Here is an 18,205-nt window from a genome sequence, read left to right as displayed (position 1 = left end):
TTGAAGACCTACTAAAATACGGCTTTAGGCTGAGGCCAAGAGGATATTATGATCCATATAAGACCTGCCGTTTCTGCAGACGAAGAATATTTGTATCAGTTATATTGCAGCACGCGAAAAAGCGAAATCGAGGCCTTCTGCTGGGATGAAGATCAGGAACGAGCGTTCTTAAGCATGCAGTGGGCCGCTCAAACGCGCTCCTACGCTGCACAATTCCCCCTCGCTGAGCACAGCATTGTTATGTATGGGGAAACCAAGGCGGGGCGTACCATCGTCGATCGCGGCGAACAAGCCTTTGTGCTTGTCGACATCTCCCTTCTCCCGGATTTCCAAAACCGGGGCATCGGAACGCTTCTCCTCCGTGAGCTGCAGATCGAGTCCTGTTCATGCTCAAAAAGACTTTGTTTAAGCGTCCTTTCCGCCAGTCGGGCCGTCCGTCTCTACGAGCGGCTCGGCTTCCGTACCGCGGTAGATGACGGGTACCGAATCGCGATGGAATGGGCTGGGGCCGTTTAAAGCTCCCGCGCCTTCTATATAAATTCAATGAGGTGACAAACCATGAGTGAAGCTTACCTGGGCGAAATCCGCATGTTTGCCGGCAATTATGCCCCGCAGGGCTGGGCCTTGTGCAATGGCCAGCTCCTGTCGATATCGGAGAACGAAACCCTGTTCAACCTGATCGGGACCACGTATGGCGGGGACGGCCAAACGACTTTTGCCTTGCCTGATCTGCAGGGGCGCATTCCGATCCATCGCAGCTCGGATTACATGCTGGGAAACAGGGGAGGAACGGAAAGCGTATTCCTAACCCCTGCCCAACTGCCTGAGCATACGCATGTTCCCCACGCGAATGGACAAGCGGGTCCCGAAGGAGACACTCCGCACAATTCGGTTTGGGCGCCATCGGTCAAGAGAAGCTACTCCGACGGCTCGGGAAAAACGCCCGTAAGCATGAACAGGCATCTGCTCTCTCCGGCAGGCAGCGGACAACCCCACGACAACATGATGCCGTCGGCAGCCATCTCGTTTATTATCTCGCTGTACGGGATGTACCCGCCCCATAACTAACCAAAACCCTGTTTATTAAGGAGGAAACGAAATGTCAGAGCCATTCCTTGGCGAAATCCGTTTGTTTGCCAATGGTTATGCCCCCCGAAACTGGATGTTCTGCGAGGGTCAGATTTTACCAATTAACACGAATCAGGCTCTCTATTCCCTTCTTGGCAATGTCTACGGCGGAAACGGCACCACCACGTTTGCCCTGCCTGATTATCGTGGACGCGTTCCGGTTCACGTAAACCCGACGATCCCGCTGGGAACATCTTCCGGCGAAGCCTTTCATCAACTGACCGTAAACGAAATGCCTCGGCACACCCACCTGGTATCCGCATCTTCGAATCCCGCAAACGCAGCATCGCCTTTGAACAACGCTTGGGCGGCTGCCGATCATCAATACGCCCCGGCCGATGCGCTCGTGCAGATGAGCGGCCAGTCCGTGTCCAAAACGGGCGGAAACCAGCCTCACAGCAACATGCAGCCTTATCTGGCCCTGAACTACGCCATTGCCGTCCAGGGAATTTACCCGAGTCGAAATTAGGGGAGGTCATACGTCTTGGCAGAAGCTTATCTTGGTGAAATTCGAATATTCGCAGGCAATTTCGCACCCAAAAACTGGGCTTTATGCAATGGTCAACTGATGCCTATTGCATCCAACACGGCATTGTATTCGATACTCGGCACGCAGTATGGCGGCGATGGAAAAACCACGTTCGCATTGCCTAATCTCATGGGCAGCGCCCCGATGCATCAGGGATCGGGCCAGGGCCTTACGCCGCGTCATATAGGAGAGCGCATCGGTTCCGGAACGGTTGCGTTGACGGAATCGCAAATGCCGAATCACACGCATTCGCCGCAAGCGATCGATGCGGTCGGCTCTACGGATAATCCGGAAGGAGGCTTCTGGGCACAAGCCCGGAAAAACACGCCGACTTCGCCTCAGCCTAAGCTTTATGAGCCAATACCGAACGTTCAGATGTCCCCCGCAGCCCTGTCAGCGTCCGGCGGCTCCCAGCCCCACAACAACATGCAGCCGTTCATTGCCCAGAATTTCATCATCTGCATAGCGGGCGGGGAATACCCTTCTCGGGGAGAGCGGTAAAGCACGGGCTTGCGTGCTCTTAAACAAGAAGCTGCCCGGCGTTCCAACGAATGGGGTGCCGAAGGCAGCTTCTAGCTTATATTCACCATACTTTCCGGTCGAGTCCTCGGGGTCATGGCGGGTTTTCTGCCGAGTTCCGCGTACCGAAACAAACCGGCACCAGGTGCCGGTTTTTAGTTTCTTGCTGCTATTCCCTTCCTCTGGCTGCCTTAATCCGGTTCAACTCCGCTTTAATCGCTTCGCGTTCCTCGAAGGCGTCCAGCTTGTCCCCAGGACCGGAGCCCGGGGAACCGGATAAACCGGCATTCAGTCCAATCTCCGGATGGCGGAGCTTGTCCTCCATGCGGGCAAATCCGCTGGCCGCCCGTTCCGTATCGAAAACCGCTGCCGCAGACGCCGCGGCGTTCAATGCCTGGGCCGCGTTAACACGGGAAACGAGGAAAAACAGCCTGTTTTGCAAATCCGCATGCGTATCCGTCAGCCGTCCCATCTGCTCCCTTAACGCACCCGCCTGCTGACGGATACTTTCCCGCTGGCATTCATATGCCTCAAGCAGCCGCTGATGGTACAGCTTGTCCTGCATCGCGATTTCTGCAACGTTCTCCTCTTCCCGCTCAACCGCAAGCTCCGCCTGACGGGAGCGCTTAGCGACCGTCTCCGCGGTTTTCATGATGAGCATGTCGTACTGCTGCTCCGCAGCCAGCTGCTTCATCACAGCATGACGAGTTCGGTCGATCTGCTCCTCAAGCTGCCGGATATAATGCTTGGCCATGGGGACCGGGTCCTCCATCCGATCCAGCATGTGATTCAAATCCGCGGATGCCATCTCCTTCATTCTTCCGAAAATCCCCATTATGGTCTCTCCTCCTTTAGCTTGCTCTTCTCCCATTCATCCAGCAGTCTGCCGCGTTCATAAGCCGCTAGGGACGGGGTACCCGCTTCATGCGCCGGATAGACTCCCGCCGACTCCGGATATTTTCCATCCCCCCGGCTCAACCGCTTCATTCTGTTCATTGCCAAGAACAACAGTATCATCGCCAGGAGTCCCCAAAACGGCGTCAACAGGCTCATAAGCACCAGACCGGCAAGTCCGGCTCCGCCCCATTTCAATAACCCGGATGCCTTTGCCCAAATCAAAGCAAACAGGGCCAGCAGCGTAATTTTAATCATTAGTAAAAACACGGACGCCATTCCGAAAATACCGAAAGCATGACGAGGCTCAAAGCGGTACTGAACGCGATGTCCGAAGCCCTGTCCCCGGCCGAATACGCGCGCTGCCTCTCCATGCCCGTGTTGTCCGATGATACCGGCAGCCGTTACCCCAAGCCATAGGACAACGAGTGCCGCCAAGCCGATCCACAGCCAGGAAAATCCCCGAGTCAGCTTCATCCAATTCCTCTCCTTCCTGTTACAGGCTATTCGGCAGAGTCCCACCGGTCTTCGTAGCTCCGGCGTTGTCCGACGGCGCTGCGTGCTTCTCATTTACCCACTGCTTCAGCGGTTCGATCATGTTATCCTTCAGCTTGCGGATCAAGTCCTCTTCCGTCATTCCCTTGGCTTCGGCAAGTTCCGCAATGGATTTCCCGTCGTCCAGTCCCGCCTTCAGCTCGTCCTCCGTTAGGCCGAGAATTTCCGCGACTCCTTCAAGCCTCCCGAACACGCCCATCCCGTGGCCTTTGCCATGACCGCCGAACCCGATGCCGCTTTGGTCAATCGCCTTCTCCAGACGGCCGCTCAAGTTCTCCTTCTGCTCCGCAGCTTGAGCATCCGTGATCGTTCCGTCAGACAGCCGCTCCTGGATTCTTGCCGTTTCGGCATCGATCAGCTTTTGTAAGAAGGCCTCTTTCGAAACACTTTTGCTGGCGGCTATTTCCGCCAAGGTCTTGCCCTCCTCGAGCTGCGTGCGAACTGCGCTTTCTTCAAGACTCAGGATCTCAGCCGCATCCTTTATCAGATTTCCCCCGCCAAATCCCCCTCTGCCGTGTCCGAATTCCCGGCCGTCCCGGAATTTATTTCCCACCGCTGCCTTGACTGTGTCGGAAGCTGCCTGCACCGCCGTCTTGGCCGATGGTTCGGCGCTTGCCGCAAACGTCTTGTTTTGCAAGTAACCGGCTCCTCCCAAGACCACGCTGGCGGCAATGCTGCCGACCATGATTTTTTTGCCGATCGAATTCATGTTCATCTCTCCTTATGCTGTTATTCTGTCTTGCAATTTAAAGTTTAGGGCTCCAACCTGAGGAGAATCTTAGCGGGAGATTATGGACGCCTTAGTATCAGCTGAACGTTTGCTGAATATGGCCGAAATTCGTCCCCGCTACAATTTTTGTCCATAGGCCCACATAAATTGGCGAGAGAATCGGCTGCCGTTTGCCTATAATGAAAGCGTTACATCTGGATGCCTGATGGCTCTGACTGAAGCTTAGGGAGGTTAATGATGAACAAGCTGCGGATTGGATATGGCGTTACATGCCAGGCTGTGCTGGAAGCGGCTGAACGTTTCATAGAGGAACGACGCTGGGTGAAAATATCTGAAATGTAATCTGACAAGGAGCGTGTCACCAATGAAAAAAGCATTGATCGTATGGGGCGGCTGGGACGGCCATGAACCGCAGCAGGTTGCCGCCATATTCGAAGATATTTTAAAGGTCCATGCCTTTGAGGTCGAGGTGTCCGATTCGCTTGACGCGTATCGCGATGCGAAGAAGCTCAAAGGACTGGATTTGATCATTCCGGTTTGGACGATGGGCCAGATCCCGCAGGAATATGTTCAGAACATTTCCGAGGCGGTCCAGAACGGAACCGGGCTGGCAGGCTGCCATGGCGGTATGTGCGACGCCTTCCGCAGCAACGTGGACTGGCACTTCATGACCGGCGGGCAGTGGGTCGCGCATCCCGGCAACGACGGGGTGAAGTACACCGTGGAGATTAAACAGGACTCCAGCCCGCTGGTCGAGGGACTCCAGAATTTCACCATTGAATCGGAACAGTATTATTTGCATGTCGACCCGGCGGTAGAAGTTCTTGCGACCACGCGCTTTCCGGTGGCGGACGGGCCGCACCGGCTGAATAAGGCCGTCGATATGCCTGTCGTCTGGACCAAGCGTTGGGGCGTGGGCCGGGTATATTATAATTCGCTCGGACATCATGCGGATATTATCGAAATACCGGCGGTGAAAGAGCTGATGACGCGGGGGATGCTGTGGGCCGCTGAAGGCAAAGGCACCCCGGAAGGACCAACCGCGGTGAAACGGCATGCCGCTTCGGATTATACCGGCATGGGCGACAGCCAAGTCGACTGACCTAAAGGAGAGGATTTCCATGAAAACGATCAAAGCCGGCATTATCGGCTGCGGCAATATCAGCGGCATTTATATGGAAAATATAGCGAAATTCCCATCCCTCGACATCGTGGCCTGTGCGGACATTGATGTCCGGAAGGCACAGATTCAGGCCGAAAAGCATGACATCCCTCTCGCCTGCTCTCCGGAGGAGCTGCTGGCCCGTCCGGAGATCGAACTCATCATCAACTTAACGATCCCGGCTGTCCATGCGAAAGTAAGCCTTCAGGCACTGGAAGCCGGAAAGCATGTCTACGCGGAAAAGCCGCTTGCCTTAACGCTTGAGCAAGGGCGCAGGGTACTGGATACGGCCCGGCAAAAAGGGCTTCTGGTCGGAAGCGCGCCCGACACTTTTTTAGGAGCGGGCCTCCAAACCGCGCTGCAGTTGATCCAGAAGGGCTCCATCGGCCGTCCGGTATCCGCGGTAGCCTTCATGATGAGCCCTGGGCATGAGCACTGGCATCCCGATCCGGAGTTTTATTATGGCGAAGGAGGCGGCCCGATGTTCGATATGGGCCCATACTACTTGACTGCGCTTGTACAGCTGCTTGGCCCGATCCGAAGCGTTGCAGGGATGACCAGCAAGGCGCTGCGGGAGAGAACGGTAACAAGCGATAAAAAGTACGGAAGCCGCATCCCGGTGGCCATACCGACGCATGTTGTCGGAACCTTGGCTTTTGAAAGCGGCGCGGTCGCTGCCATGGTCACCAGCTTTGATATTTTCGGCGGCAGCACCCTTCCCCATATCGAGATTCACGGGACCGAAGGCAGCATGCTGGTTCCCGATCCGAATACGTTCGGCGGGCCGGTGAAGTACCGGCGAACGGGAGATTTGGAGTGGAGCGAGGCTCCCCTCATGGAAGGTTATGCCGCCAACAGCCGCGGTCTCGGACCGGTCGATATGGCTGATGCCCTGCTGAACCATGGGAAGCATAAGGCGAACGGCGAGCTGGCTTACCATGTGCTGGAGGCGATGTGGGCCTTTCAACTCTCCTCCGATTCCGGATGCTATTACGAGATGAAAAGCACTTGCGATTCGTTTTAGTCGCGAATGTAAGTGAAATAAATCCATTCTGAGGTTGAACTTCGCGGGATCTTGCCATACAATAATCCTAATCATACCATCGGAGGTGTTCCAATCATGATGATGATGACCGTGTTCTTGACTGTTATTCAATAAAACGAATTGAATAACGTTTCATGCTTGAAATGTGGAAAACGCCTGATCTTTCGGAGTTGTTTTTGTCATGGGCGGTTTCAAGCATGATCCCTAAGGGAACTCGATCATCATAACGCGATTGGAACATTGCTGGGCGAAGGCGGAGTCATTTGGCCAACTCGGCTTGTAACGGCACGAATCCGTGATGAATCCTGAAGGTTCATTGCGGATTTTTTGCGTTCTTTTGACCGGGTTCATCCACTTTTTTTGAATGGAGATGGTCATATGAAATCATTTAAGTTAAACATGGACGTTCATGAGGCAGCCGAAAAATTGGCGAATATCCTCGGCAGTCCCGTCACAGCCCTGTCCCCTATCGAAATGGGGGAGCTCAGCCGGGTATTCAGCTTTGAATGGAATGGCCGGCCCTATGTGGCTCATTTTAAAGGAACGAAGGATTCGCTTGAGAAAGCGAGCTACATGTACCGTAAGTACGGCTCCCGCCTGCCTATTCCAAAAGTTTCGAAGGTCGGAGAAATGGACGGTATTTTCTATTCGATCAGCGATAAAGCAGTCGGAAAGCCCGTAAGCGCCTTTCCGCCATCGCAGCAGACAGCCATATTGAAGGACGTCGCCATGAACCTTGTGCTGATGGGCCGGCTTGATATCGACCGGTCGACCGGATATGGCTGGATTTCGCCTGAGGGTACAGCCAAGGACGCCTCATGGGTTGAAACGATAGAGGCTTTTTTCAAGGAAGATTCGGACGGCTTCTATCAAGACTGGACCCGGCTGTATAGCGAAAGCTTTCTGGAAAAGTCGCTGTTTGAAGAGGGATATTCGGCGATGATGGAGCTTCTGCCGTATGTTCCGGACCGGCCGTTCCTCGTGCACGGCGATTTTCATTTGGGCAACATGCTGTCCGATGGGATTAAGGTTACGGGAATCGTGGACTGGGAAATCGCCATGTACGGTGATTTTATGTTCGATGTCGTTGGCCTGCATTTCTGGAATCCGTTACTGGGGTTCCCCAAAACCCTGCAGAATCTGTGCGACGAGAAAGAAATCGAGATTCCTCATTTTGACGAACGCCTGCGATGTTACATGCTGATGAAGGCCATCGACGCGCTTCGCTTTTATGCCAAACAGGAAGCCAAACCGAGTTATGACTTCATTAAGGATAAGTTAAAGGCATTGCTGTCATGAAACCGTTCGCTGGACAAACGGATTCATCCTATCTAGCATGAAATTGCCGGAAAGAGGTCGTTTTTGAAACCTAAAACATGATGCATAAACACTAAAAATCGGAGGGGATGCGGGCATGAGGTTTTTTTATCAGAATTGGCAGTTTGACAGCGATTTGCCGATGACGATATCCACGATTTGCAATTTAACCTTCCATGCCCACTGCCATCCGGAGGTCGAGCTGATTTATGTGGAGTCCGGATCCCTGATCGTTGGCGTAAACGAGGAGAAACGCCGGGTTTCTGAAGGGGGTTTTGTCGTGTGCGGAAGCAACGATATCCATTACTTCGAGCATGGCGGAGAGGATTCGAAGGGAATCCTGCTTATTTTCAAGCCGGAACTGCTCGGGTCCGCGCGCCTATGGCCCGGCGAATTCCAGTTCGCTTCCCCTTACCTGACGGACAGTTCAAAAACAAAGCGTTTGCGCGGCCTGATGACGTCAATTCTGGAGGAAAGAAAGGCATCCAAACCCGGCTCGGCCATGGTTGTCAAAGGATTGATCCTTCAGCTGTGCGGCACTCTGCAAAGCGACCTTCCGACACATCCGAAAACCAAACCGCCGCACGAGCAGCTGGCCCGGATGCAAAAAATCCTTTCATATATAGAGGAGAACTACTGCACGGAAATGACCCTGGAATCGATCTCCCGGCATTTCGGCATGGACCCTCATCACTTCAGCCGGACGTTCAAGTCCACGCTCGGAATCAGCTTCAAAACCTACCTGAATACCGTCAGAATCTCGCTTGCGGAAATCAAACTGGAATCTACCGAAGCCAGCATTACCGATATTGCGTTGGAGTGCGGATTTACGAGCATCCGGACCTTCAACCGGGTGTATAAGTCTTTGAAGGGACGGACGCCTTCCGAGCTGCGAAGGGGAGAATACATGAGATCAACATTTTGATTTCATTTCTATAATTTGGTTGGATACAGGTGACAAAAAAATGCACTTGCCCATTCCAGTAACCCAACAAAATCCGAGATTTGGGTTGCTCGAAAGAGGAGTGCATTCGCATTGAAATAGATCGTAGCTTATCTGTCTGGTATATAAATTTTAATCGGGCTTGGGATCGGCCGCTTGTTCTTTCATACGTTTAAAAATGACATCATAGCTATTATTCCCATGATTTAACGAGCGTTTCACGCGCGAGATGGTAGCCGAACTGGCGTTGGCTTCCTCCTCGATTTCGCAATATGTTTTGTGGTTATATAACATTTTTGCTACTTGAAAACGCTGCATCAACGTTTTGATTTCGTTAACCGTGCACAGATCGTCAAAAAAAGCATAACATTCCTCAAGTGTTTCCAATGTTAAAATCCCCTGAAAAAACTCATCCAGCGCTTTTCCTTCCAATTCCTTAATCAGCATATGATAGCCTCCTCCAATGGTGCTGCGTCTGTGTGGATTATAAATGCATTATTCCTAGCTCGCTGTGACATAGTATAGTGACACAATATAGTGACTTAGTGTAGTATAACATTTTTCTTTACCAGTCATTCATTCCTGATTGAAAACACTACATTTGTCCGGCCCAAAAAGGCAGCTGGAGTTAACGACTTTTCTGCGCCGGACGTGAATGTTCAGCTAACTTGGGACGCCTTGTTCGACCTCATGAATCCGTAAATGATGTTAAGGGCCGGAGCAGCAATGCAAAAGATGGCAAACGGAAAGTATTCGAGCGTCGAAACCCCTAAAGTTCCGGTAATAAATACGCCGCTGACACCCCAAGGAATAAGGGCGTTAAAGGCCGCACCCGCATTGGCGACGATCCTCGACATTTCTTTGCGAGGAAGATGAATCGAATCAAATTGAGGCTTAAACGCTTCTCCCGGTAAAATAATGGACAAATATTGTTCCCCGAGAAGAAGATTAATCCCCATGGAACTAACGGCTGTCATCAATATGAGTTTACCCTTGGTGCTGACAAAATCGGAAATTCGAGATATTAACGTGCTGATAATTTTCAATTCCACGAGCAGTCCGCCCAGCGCCAGTGCAAGCAGAATCAGAGATACGGACCACATCATGCTTTGGATGCCGCCGCGAGAGAGCAGCTTGTCCACGCTTTCCACGCCGGTGCCGGACACGTACCCGTCTTGCATCAGCTTGGATATATCGAGGAAGCTGGTTTGAGGATGATAGATAAAAAGAACGATGATCGTACAAGCAATACATAACAATAAGGTTGGTATAGCGGGAACTTTTCGCCACGCACACAGGAAAAGAATGAGTACCGGAATGAGCGTCACGACAGAGATGACGAAAGAAGAATTCAATGTATTCACCAGCTCTTGGATCTCTTCTCCTGTCGACAAGACGTTGGAACGCCCCGCTACAATAAAGAACAAAAGCGAAATGAAAGCGGCTGGAATCACGACTCGCAAAATGTAGCGAATGTGTGCAAATAAATCAACCTCGGCAATGGCTGAAGCCAAATTGGTCGTATCCGACAACGGAGAAATATTGTTGCCCAAAAATGCACCGGAGATGATGGCGCCCGTGGTAATCGCCGGATCGTATCCCATGATCTGTCCCATGCCGAAAAAAGCAATGCCTACCGTAGATATCGTTGTGAAGGAACTGCCTACCGTGACCCCAACGAGAGCGCAAATGATAAATACGGAAGGCAAAAAGAATTTTGCGGACAATATGCCGAATCCATAGACCATGATCGTCGGAATGGTTCCTGCAGCGATCCATACGCTGACCAGGGCTCCGATAAGCATAAAAATCAAGATCGGTATTAATCCGGGGGTAATGCCGTTTTGAAGGCCTTTGTGAATACGATCCCAGGAAAATCCCTTGATTTTGGCAAAGATGATGATAACGCCAAGGGAAATGAGAATGGGGATTTGAGGGTCCATGCCCAAAACAATGATGCACACCCCAATAATCGCCAGCAACACCACTAGAAGAAACAAACTTTCTTTAAGCGATACCTCTTCTTTTTTCATAAGCTGAACTCCTTATCTGCAATGACATAGCGTCATTCCTATATAAAATAGAGAGAAGTTAATACATGGCTGTTACGAGTTCATGCGTTGTTCAGCTTTATTGTAGGCGCCGTGCCATACGGGACCCACAAAAGGATTGAAGGCAAAGCCATTCTTAATCCCCTCAGTCGTAAACATCTTCGCTTTTGCAACGGCGTCTCTAACAGTCAATCCTTTGGCAAGTCCGGCAGCGATCGCAGCGGCAAATGTACAACCGGCTCCATGGTTATGACTCGTCTCCAGTTTGGCTTCTTCGAAGAGGGTAAACTCCAAACCATCGAATAAGAGATCGACGGCCCGATCACCTTCAACGGACTTCCCGCCTTTGATGACCACGTGTTTTACGCCAAGCTCATAGATGATCCGGGCGGCTTCTTTCATTTCCTGAACAGTACTGATGTTTCGCATTCCTGCCAATTGCCCTGCCTCGAATAAATTGGGCGTTACTATGGTTGACCGGGGCAAAAGAAGCTCGCGAATGGCTATTCCATTTTCAGGCTGAAGGACTTCGCTTTCCCCTTTGCACACCATCACCGGATCGATAACAACATTTTGAAGATGGTATTGATCGATGGTTTCGGTCAAAATTTCTATGATTTCAATGGATCCCAGCATACCGGTCTTCATGGCATCCAGGGGACTGCCGGAAAGAACCGTTTTCAGCTGCTGTCTAACCTGCTCGGCATTTACCGGATAAACGGCATGATTCCAACCATGGTCGGGATCCATGGTGACAATGGAAGTAATTGCAGTGAAACCGAATGTTCCGTACTCTTGAAAAGTCTTGAGGTCCGCTTGCAGACCGGCGCCTCCGCTCGAATCCGAACCCGCAACCGTTAAAACCTTTTTAATCGTTGTGTCTGCCATTTTCGGTTCTCCTTGTGAATAATAGGAATGCGCAACAGACAAGATTGTTACGCACTCCGTATTATGAGATTGTTATTCGTTCATTGCGCTAGTAAGGTTTTCGAGGATCGCCTGCTCAAGCTCGGCTGCATAATACTCGAAAACTTCTGGATCATGTGCGTACGGGGACAAGGCACAAGCGCGCAAGATCGTTACTTTTTCGACGCGATCCCATTCTGCTTTGGTAAATCCAAGGCTTTGCACGTATTCCAGCGGGCTGTTGCCATAGTCCGGAATAGCGAAGTCGGTGTGGGACGTAAAGAATTTGTTGCCGTACAGATCGCCCTTCACATAGGAAGAATAGTCGAAGAAGTCATGGTTCAGCTTGTTCATTACCTCAAGATCCGTGTTTCCTTCTTCATTGAAGACATAGTCGACCATGTTGAAATCCGGTTTGGTCAATGGATAAGCCGTAATGGTTTTGCCGTTCACGTTGAACTTCTTGTCCTTCAAGAAGTTGTAGAAACGGAATGCGCCCTCGATGCTGGCTCCCATCAGCTTGCCGTAACCTGTGACGTTCAGCGGCAATACCTTGTGAGCGGTCCACACGGCAGCTGCGGTAGCGCCTGCTTTGGAACCTTCCATGATGTAAGCGCCGAGCAGTGCCGGAATGTCCGCGCCTTTCTCGAATACGTAGGTTGCAAAATAAGAGATCGCGTCGCGCATTCTGATGTCTCTGATGACGATGGCGCCTGCAGCGTAAGGGATGTAGCCCATTTTGTGCGGGTCAATCGTGATCGATTCCACCTGGCTCATGGCTTTGAAGGCATGGTATACGTCTTCGGTAAGCCATTGGTCCTTCAGCTTCATATCCGTGAACACATGATTTCTTGCGAACACTTCGTCAATTTTGCCATAATCAATGAACTGATCGTTTTCATCCAGGAAGATGGAACGGGCATAACCGCCGTAAGCGGCATCGACGTGAATGTAGAAGTAAATGCCCTCTTTTTTCAATTTCTCGCGCAGCGCTACGATTTTGTGGATATGGTCGATTTGACCTTCTTCCGTACTTCCGACTACACCCACTACCCCGAGTACAGGGATATTCTGAGCAGCAAGCTCGCGGATTCTGGCTTCCAGCTTTTCGATATCCATGTGGTAATTGCTGTCTACGTCAACGGCTTCAACGGCATCCAGACCTACACCGAGGATGTCCCCCGCCTTCAACCAGGAATAGTGTTTGGTTTGCGGAATGAGCCATTTGCCCAATTTCGTAAGATGATAGCCGCCGCGAGCGGATTTTGCTTTAATTTCATCCAATTTTTCCGGAAGCTTGTCCATGATGTCCAGCACTTCTTCCGTAGACATGTTAAGGAGTTCCCATTCGGATTTTCCTTGAACATACTCGGGAGCAACTTCTTTAATTGCAAGCGGCAGGGATTTCATGTTGCGGGCGTACCAAAGTCCTTCAAAGTTCGCGATCGAACCGTCGGCACAGATATGGCCCCAGCTTTCGCCGGCTTTGTAGCTCATCATTTTGCACAACTGATGTCCAACTTCCTCTTCCATTTGCGATGTACCCGGAGAAGATTCATAAGCCACGTTATTGCCGTTCCAAAGCATGGCGGCAGAGTATGCGATAATGGCCGGCATCAACGTCTCGGAGTTCATGTGGCCCCAGAAGCGGCCTGCCGTATGCCATGGCATCGATTGCGAACGCAGCTTGCAGGATAGTTCATTGAAAACGCTGCGCATGTGGTTCGATGTATCTTGGAAGCTTTGCTTGCTTTTATCGAAAGGAGTGATGACTGGCATGTCCTGCGTTTGGTAATTTTGGCGCCAGCCCACGTGCTCGTCCACCATTTTAAGCAGCACTTCTTTGAAGAGATCCACGTTCTCCCCTTTATGTCCAAGGAACAAAGCTTTCAGGTCGATTTCTGGAATTTGATAACTCATGTTTTAGTCCTCCTGTAGATCGATATTGTGTATGATTTGAATGATTTGTTAACAAAACAATGTGAAATTAGTCACTTTTCTTCCAGCTAGGCTTCTTCTTTTTATGAATGATCAGGGCAATGCCCACCATGACCACGGTTGCCGCAACTTGATAGATGATGTAGCCGGTATATTGGCTTGGCTCCAGCACGGATGGCGGAATCAAGCTGACAACCAGGGTGATGGCTACGCTGAGCAAGGACAGGATGGAAACAAACCACATCATACCGTTTCCTTTGCTTCCCAGTCTGAACGGTCTTTCGATTTCAGGCATCTTGTAACGCAGGCGAATGGCCGAAATCGCAATCAATGCGTAAACGATACAATACAGAATCGTGGTCGTAATCGTAATAATCAGAAATGCACTGTTAACATCCGGTACAACGATGTACAGTACGGAAACAATCGAGATGACAATCGCTTGAATCATAACGAACGTAATCGGAATATTCTTGGACGTTCTCTTTTGGAAGAAAGGAGGCAAGTTGCCCTCGTCCGCTACCTTAATCATCGATTTGCTTGGTCCGAGAACCCATGCGCTCAGCTGAACCAGAACCCCGATCAGGATCATCGCCGAGATCACATTGACGAAAAAGGACGGAATGCCCAAATTCTCACAGAAGATCAAATACGGCTGAGTGATATTCGCCAGTTCCATCTTGCCTGCCGGCACGCCGTTGGATACCGTCAAGCCGGCCACAAGGTTGAAAATAACAAGCAGGATTACAGATGCAATAACCGCGATCGGATAATTCCGTTTTGGATTTTCAATGTTGTTGGCGTGAACGGAAGAAATCTCCACACCGGCGAAGATGAAGATGATGCCGGACAAATATGCCAGGCTTCCCAAGTCAGATAGGTTAGGAAGCAGGTCGCTTGCCTTGAAGTTATCCAGATAGCTTCCCGGCTGGATGCCGTTCTTGAACATGTAAATCACGCCAAGAACCACGAGAATAACAAATGGAATATATACGCCGATAATAGCGCCCCAGTTACCCGCGATCTTAACCATGTCGAATTTCAGGTTCAGCAAGGTTACGCCCCAATACGAAATCAGGATAACTGCAAAGATAAACACGTTATTCGATGAAAGATCCGGTTTATTAATAACGTAACCTAAGAGTACGCCCACCGTTGATGCAACCATTACCATCCCGAAGAACATCTGAACCCATAACAGCCAGGAGGTAACGAATCCCCACTTCTCGCCTAACGCTTTTTTGACCCATACCTGCGGGCCGCCTTCCTCAGCAAATCCTGTTGACATCTCGGCGGACATCAGCGCAATCGGCAGGGCAAACAGAATCGCCGCCACCAGCATGTAAAAGATCTGTGTCCAGCCCGTCGCAGCCAGCGTCGGAACGCTCCGTACGGTACCGAAGAACGCCATCGTGATACCAATCAAGCCAAACAAGGTCAGCTTTTTTGAATTGGCCATAAATTCTATCCTTCTTTCTATCTCTAATTGTGGTTCATGCATAAATACTCAACAAATCTTTGCTGACTAACCTTCAAGTTCACCACCTTGGGAGTCTTAGGAAATTAAGTTCTTTGTTAATCGATTAACTTGCACGGTCAGTATACGCCTGTTTTTTTTGTTATGTCAATGACCTTCAAAACCTTGTCACACAAGGGTTTTTTCCAAATTCGAAAAATCTAATTAATAAAGGCATTAACGCTTTTACCACACTATTGTTTAATCCTTAAATCGTTTTATGCTTTTTGTGATAAAAGCATTTATCTGCCGTATAATTGTATATTTATTCATAAATATGCATGGTTTATTTTGGGGTTTTGAGGATTTCGCCATAGGTGATAATGTTTTTTGTGATTCCACTTTAACTTGTGAAAGAAGGAAGAGGAGATGGGTAGTTTCTTTCATGCATAAAATGAATACTTAATCACGGCATGTCCTGCGGATCATCCGAGCAGAGCCTTCCGAGCGGCATCGTATTTTCCAAATCCCGGAATTCATGAAGCTTTTTGATTTCCAAAATAACCCTCATTCAAAGGATGCTTCAGGTTTAATTGACAAAAAAAACCGGATTCCAGTCATGATTCATGACAAGAAAACCGGTTTAAAAAATGCAAAATATCAGGCCTAAAAAGTGATAATTATCATAGAATTCACGATGAACTTGCGGTCCGGATTGCGTCGTGGCGTATCCCCGGATACCACTCAAGCATGATTTCAAATGCGCTGTTGGCTATGGCATCATCCGTATCGTAAAAGCTTAAATCCCCAGCGGCTGTGGATTTTGGGAGATTCATATACTGTTTCAATAACTTACCATAGCCGATCCATCTTCGTCCGGCAGGCGATCCACCGGCTTTTACAGGTTCACGATCCTGTTGCAATTGCTGCAAGCACCGTTTCATTTTATTGATAATCAGATCACGGTCGCTTTTATCGCTGATGCCCCCTACTTCGACAAGCACCCGATTGTCAAACTCGCGATTCATCGCTTTGCGCCAAAGTGACAGCCATGTATCATGCTTCAGATAATATCTTCCTTGAAAATAGCTTTTAAGCGTGGGCAGCAGCACGTGAATCCTTGCTTCTGACAAATCGCCATGCTGCCTCACCTCAAGCATTCGAAAATAGCCCAGCGTTACTTGCTTTACGCTTTTGTATTTCAACAAACGATTGAATGCCGCCAGCATTTTATCCAATTCGGCGTTGATCTGAACGTTTGGAATTCGTTCAAGAACCAGATCCAATCGCAACCAGTTCACTTGCTGAGCGCGGTTGATGACCGAAATGATTCGGTGATTGGCAAAAGCGTATTGAAGCGCTCTTCTCCACGGTTCAGACACTTTATTTCGCCTCCACGAGGGATGAGGTCGAGAATAACTGATAGAGGTTGTACAAAAAGCCGGGAAACCCCCGGCTTTTGAACTCGCGCTAAGCGGCTATTCTCCTAATTTGACCAAGCTGTAATTCTTTTTGCCTTTGCGTACAATAATGAATCTTCCTTCGAAAGAGTCGTCGGCTGTAATCAGCATATCCAGATCGGTAACTTTATCCCCATTGATGGAAATGGCGCCGCTTGTGATATCCTCCCTCGCTTGACGCTTGGAAGGTTCAATGCCCAGATCCACCAACCAATCAACGATGTTTTTCGGTTCGGTCGAGGCATTGAATGTCGGCATATCTTTGAAGCCCTGTTCGATTTCATCGGCGGTCAGCGATTTGATATCTCCGCTGAACAAAGCTGCCGTAATTCTCTGAGCCTTGATCAAGGCTTCCTCGCTGTGTACGAACTTGGTCATTTCTTCGGCCAGTTTCAGCTGTGCTTCGCGTTTGTGAGGCTCCGTCTCCACCTTCTTTTCCAACTCGCCGATTTCTTCTTTAGTAAGGAAGGTGAAAAATTTCAGGTATCTGATGACATCACGATCATCTGTGTTGGCCCAGAACTGGTAGAATTCGAATGGCGTCGTTTTGTTCGGGTCAAGCCAGATTGCCCCGCCGGCCGTTTTGCCGAATTTCGTGCCGTCCGCTTTAAGCATCAATGGAATGGTGAGACCGAATGCTTTGGCTTCCGGACCTTCTTTCTTACGGATGAGATCAAGTCCGCTTGTAATATTGCCCCATTGATCCGCGCCGCCGATCTGAAGCTGCACATCCATTTCTTTGAACAAATGGTGGAAGTCCATGGATTGCAGGATCTGGTACGAGAATTCGGTGAACGATATTCCCGAGTCGAGACGGCTTGCAACGATATCCTTGGCCAGCATCGTGTTGACGCTGAAGTTTTTCCCGTAGTCGCGGAGGAAATCCAAAATGGTCAGGTTATGGGTCCAGTCAAAGTTGTTTACCATGCGCAATCCGGTATCGCCCTCGTTGAGGAACAGCTTTTTCATTTGAGCCGTAAGCGCGTCAACGTTCTTCTGAACCTGATCCATCGTCTGCAATGTGCGTTCCGACGTTCGTCCGCTTGGGTCGCCGATCGTGCCTGTAGCTCCGCCAATCAGAATAACAGGACGGTGGCCTGCCATCTGGAAACGTTTCAGCATCATGAACGGAATCAAGTGGCCGATGTGCATACTGTCTCCGGTCGGGTCAACCCCGCAGTATAGCGATATCGATTTCTCGCTTGTCAGTTTGCGCAATCCCTCTGCATCCGTCTGTTGGTTAATGGCTCCGCGCCATTCCAGTTCGTCAATGATATTCATCATTGTGGTCAGCTCCCTTGGTGTTTTTTATTTATATTGATGTTGAATTAAGAATCCGAAAAATAAAAAAAATCGTCACCTAGTCTATTGTAGACTATAGGGACGATTATTAACCGTGTTACCACCCAAATTGCATTAACGGCGCTGCAGTCACCGTTAATACCACTCTCGGCAATGATATCGATTGCCAATCCGCTTAGCATTACCTAAGATCCTCCAGAGTGTAATTCGCAATTGTGTTTGTACCGGGTCGCATCAACCCCCGGCTTTCTGAAAACAGGGACAAAATTG

18 protein-coding genes and 1 other annotated feature (1 of these 19 running past the window's edge) are annotated in these 18,205 nt (G+C 50.0%); of the genes, 8 read left to right on the top strand and 10 right to left on the bottom strand.

The window, feature by feature from the left end; genetic code table 11:
* Positions 1-48: 48 nt before the first annotated feature.
* Genes XI25_RS05895 through XI25_RS05880 form a run of 4 tightly spaced genes read left to right on the top strand, consistent with a single transcriptional unit; the run spans position 49 to position 2,158 of the window.
* The gene (locus tag XI25_RS05895) at positions 49-516 is read left to right on the top strand and encodes a GNAT family N-acetyltransferase (RefSeq protein ID WP_046677795.1); all 468 of its coding nucleotides are present in this window, start codon (positions 49-51) and stop codon (positions 514-516) included.
* Between the two features lie 42 nt (positions 517-558).
* Complete coding sequence (locus XI25_RS05890) at positions 559-1,068, top strand: phage tail protein (RefSeq protein ID WP_046677794.1); 510 nt, start codon at positions 559-561, stop codon at positions 1,066-1,068.
* A 31-nt stretch (positions 1,069-1,099) separates the two neighbouring features.
* On the top strand, positions 1,100-1,597 hold the full coding sequence (locus tag XI25_RS05885; RefSeq protein ID WP_046677793.1) for a phage tail protein: 498 nt from the start codon (positions 1,100-1,102) through the stop codon (positions 1,595-1,597).
* Between the two features lie 15 nt (positions 1,598-1,612).
* Positions 1,613-2,158, top strand: a complete 546-nt coding sequence (locus XI25_RS05880; protein WP_046677792.1) for a phage tail protein — start codon at positions 1,613-1,615, stop codon at positions 2,156-2,158.
* A gap of 187 nt (positions 2,159-2,345) precedes the next feature.
* On the opposite strand, the gene XI25_RS05875 is transcribed toward XI25_RS05880, so the two are convergent.
* Genes XI25_RS05875 through XI25_RS05865 form a run of 3 tightly spaced genes read right to left on the bottom strand, consistent with a single transcriptional unit; the run spans position 2,346 to position 4,334 of the window.
* A complete protein-coding gene (locus XI25_RS05875) occupies positions 2,346-3,011 on the bottom strand; it encodes a PspA/IM30 family protein (protein ID WP_046677791.1) in 666 nt (221 codons plus the stop codon).
* Positions 3,011-3,547, bottom strand: a complete 537-nt coding sequence (locus XI25_RS05870; RefSeq protein WP_046677790.1) for a hypothetical protein — start codon at positions 3,545-3,547, stop codon at positions 3,011-3,013. The genes XI25_RS05875 and XI25_RS05870 overlap by 1 nt, the downstream gene beginning before the upstream one ends.
* Before the next feature lie 19 nt (positions 3,548-3,566).
* Positions 3,567-4,334 carry a hypothetical protein gene (locus XI25_RS05865; protein ID WP_046677789.1) on the bottom strand — a complete coding sequence of 256 codons (768 nt, stop codon included), beginning with the start codon at positions 4,332-4,334 and terminating at the stop codon, positions 3,567-3,569.
* A 385-nt stretch (positions 4,335-4,719) separates the two neighbouring features.
* On the opposite strand from XI25_RS05865, the gene XI25_RS05860 reads away from it, so the two are divergent.
* From XI25_RS05860 to XI25_RS05845, 4 genes are all read left to right on the top strand, one after another.
* The gene (locus tag XI25_RS05860; RefSeq protein ID WP_046677788.1) at positions 4,720-5,457 is read left to right on the top strand and encodes a ThuA domain-containing protein; all 738 of its coding nucleotides are present in this window, start codon (positions 4,720-4,722) and stop codon (positions 5,455-5,457) included.
* A gap of 19 nt (positions 5,458-5,476) precedes the next feature.
* A complete protein-coding gene (locus XI25_RS05855) occupies positions 5,477-6,541 on the top strand; it encodes a Gfo/Idh/MocA family protein (RefSeq protein ID WP_046677787.1) in 1,065 nt (354 codons plus the stop codon).
* Positions 6,542-6,940: 399 nt separating this feature from the next.
* Entirely contained in the window at positions 6,941-7,861 is a 921-nt protein-coding gene (locus tag XI25_RS05850; RefSeq protein WP_046677786.1) for an aminoglycoside phosphotransferase family protein, read from the top strand.
* Positions 7,862-7,976: 115 nt separating this feature from the next.
* Positions 7,977-8,804 carry an AraC family transcriptional regulator gene (locus XI25_RS05845; protein WP_046677785.1) on the top strand — a complete coding sequence of 276 codons (828 nt, stop codon included), beginning with the start codon at positions 7,977-7,979 and terminating at the stop codon, positions 8,802-8,804.
* Positions 8,805-8,954: 150 nt separating this feature from the next.
* Here the strand turns inward: XI25_RS05845 and XI25_RS05840 are convergent, their stop codons facing one another.
* From XI25_RS05840 to tyrS, 7 genes are all read right to left on the bottom strand, one after another.
* Complete coding sequence (locus XI25_RS05840) at positions 8,955-9,269, bottom strand: YerC/YecD family TrpR-related protein (protein WP_046677784.1); 315 nt, start codon at positions 9,267-9,269, stop codon at positions 8,955-8,957.
* 212 nt (positions 9,270-9,481) lie between these two features.
* Positions 9,482-10,855, bottom strand: coding sequence for a Na+/H+ antiporter NhaC (gene nhaC / locus XI25_RS05835; RefSeq protein ID WP_046677783.1), 1,374 nt, complete (start codon positions 10,853-10,855; stop codon positions 9,482-9,484).
* Between the two features lie 72 nt (positions 10,856-10,927).
* Positions 10,928-11,761, bottom strand: a complete 834-nt coding sequence (gene thiD / locus XI25_RS05830; protein WP_046677782.1) for a bifunctional hydroxymethylpyrimidine kinase/phosphomethylpyrimidine kinase — start codon at positions 11,759-11,761, stop codon at positions 10,928-10,930.
* 72 nt (positions 11,762-11,833) lie between these two features.
* On the bottom strand, positions 11,834-13,699 hold the full coding sequence (tdc, locus tag XI25_RS05825; protein WP_046677781.1) for a tyrosine decarboxylase: 1,866 nt from the start codon (positions 13,697-13,699) through the stop codon (positions 11,834-11,836).
* 67 nt (positions 13,700-13,766) lie between these two features.
* Positions 13,767-15,176: a tyrosine-tyramine antiporter gene (gene tyrP, locus XI25_RS05820; RefSeq protein WP_046677780.1), complete on the bottom strand. Its 1,410-nt coding sequence runs from the start codon at positions 15,174-15,176 to the stop codon at positions 13,767-13,769.
* 689 nt (positions 15,177-15,865) lie between these two features.
* Entirely contained in the window at positions 15,866-16,555 is a 690-nt protein-coding gene (locus XI25_RS05815) for a protein rep (protein WP_046677779.1), read from the bottom strand.
* Between the two features lie 96 nt (positions 16,556-16,651).
* Positions 16,652-17,914 carry a tyrosine--tRNA ligase gene (gene tyrS / locus XI25_RS05810; RefSeq protein WP_046677850.1) on the bottom strand — a complete coding sequence of 421 codons (1,263 nt, stop codon included), beginning with the start codon at positions 17,912-17,914 and terminating at the stop codon, positions 16,652-16,654.
* Positions 17,915-18,009: 95 nt separating this feature from the next.
* Positions 18,010-18,205 (bottom strand) — a binding site (T-box leader) (it continues 26 nt past the right edge of the window).

This window comes from Paenibacillus sp. DMB20 (assembly GCF_000987955.1).
Classification (GTDB): domain Bacteria; phylum Bacillota; class Bacilli; order Paenibacillales; family Paenibacillaceae; genus Paenibacillus_AQ.
Note: the sequence above shows the minus strand (reverse complement) of the source record. Positions and strands in the feature narration are given on the sequence as shown.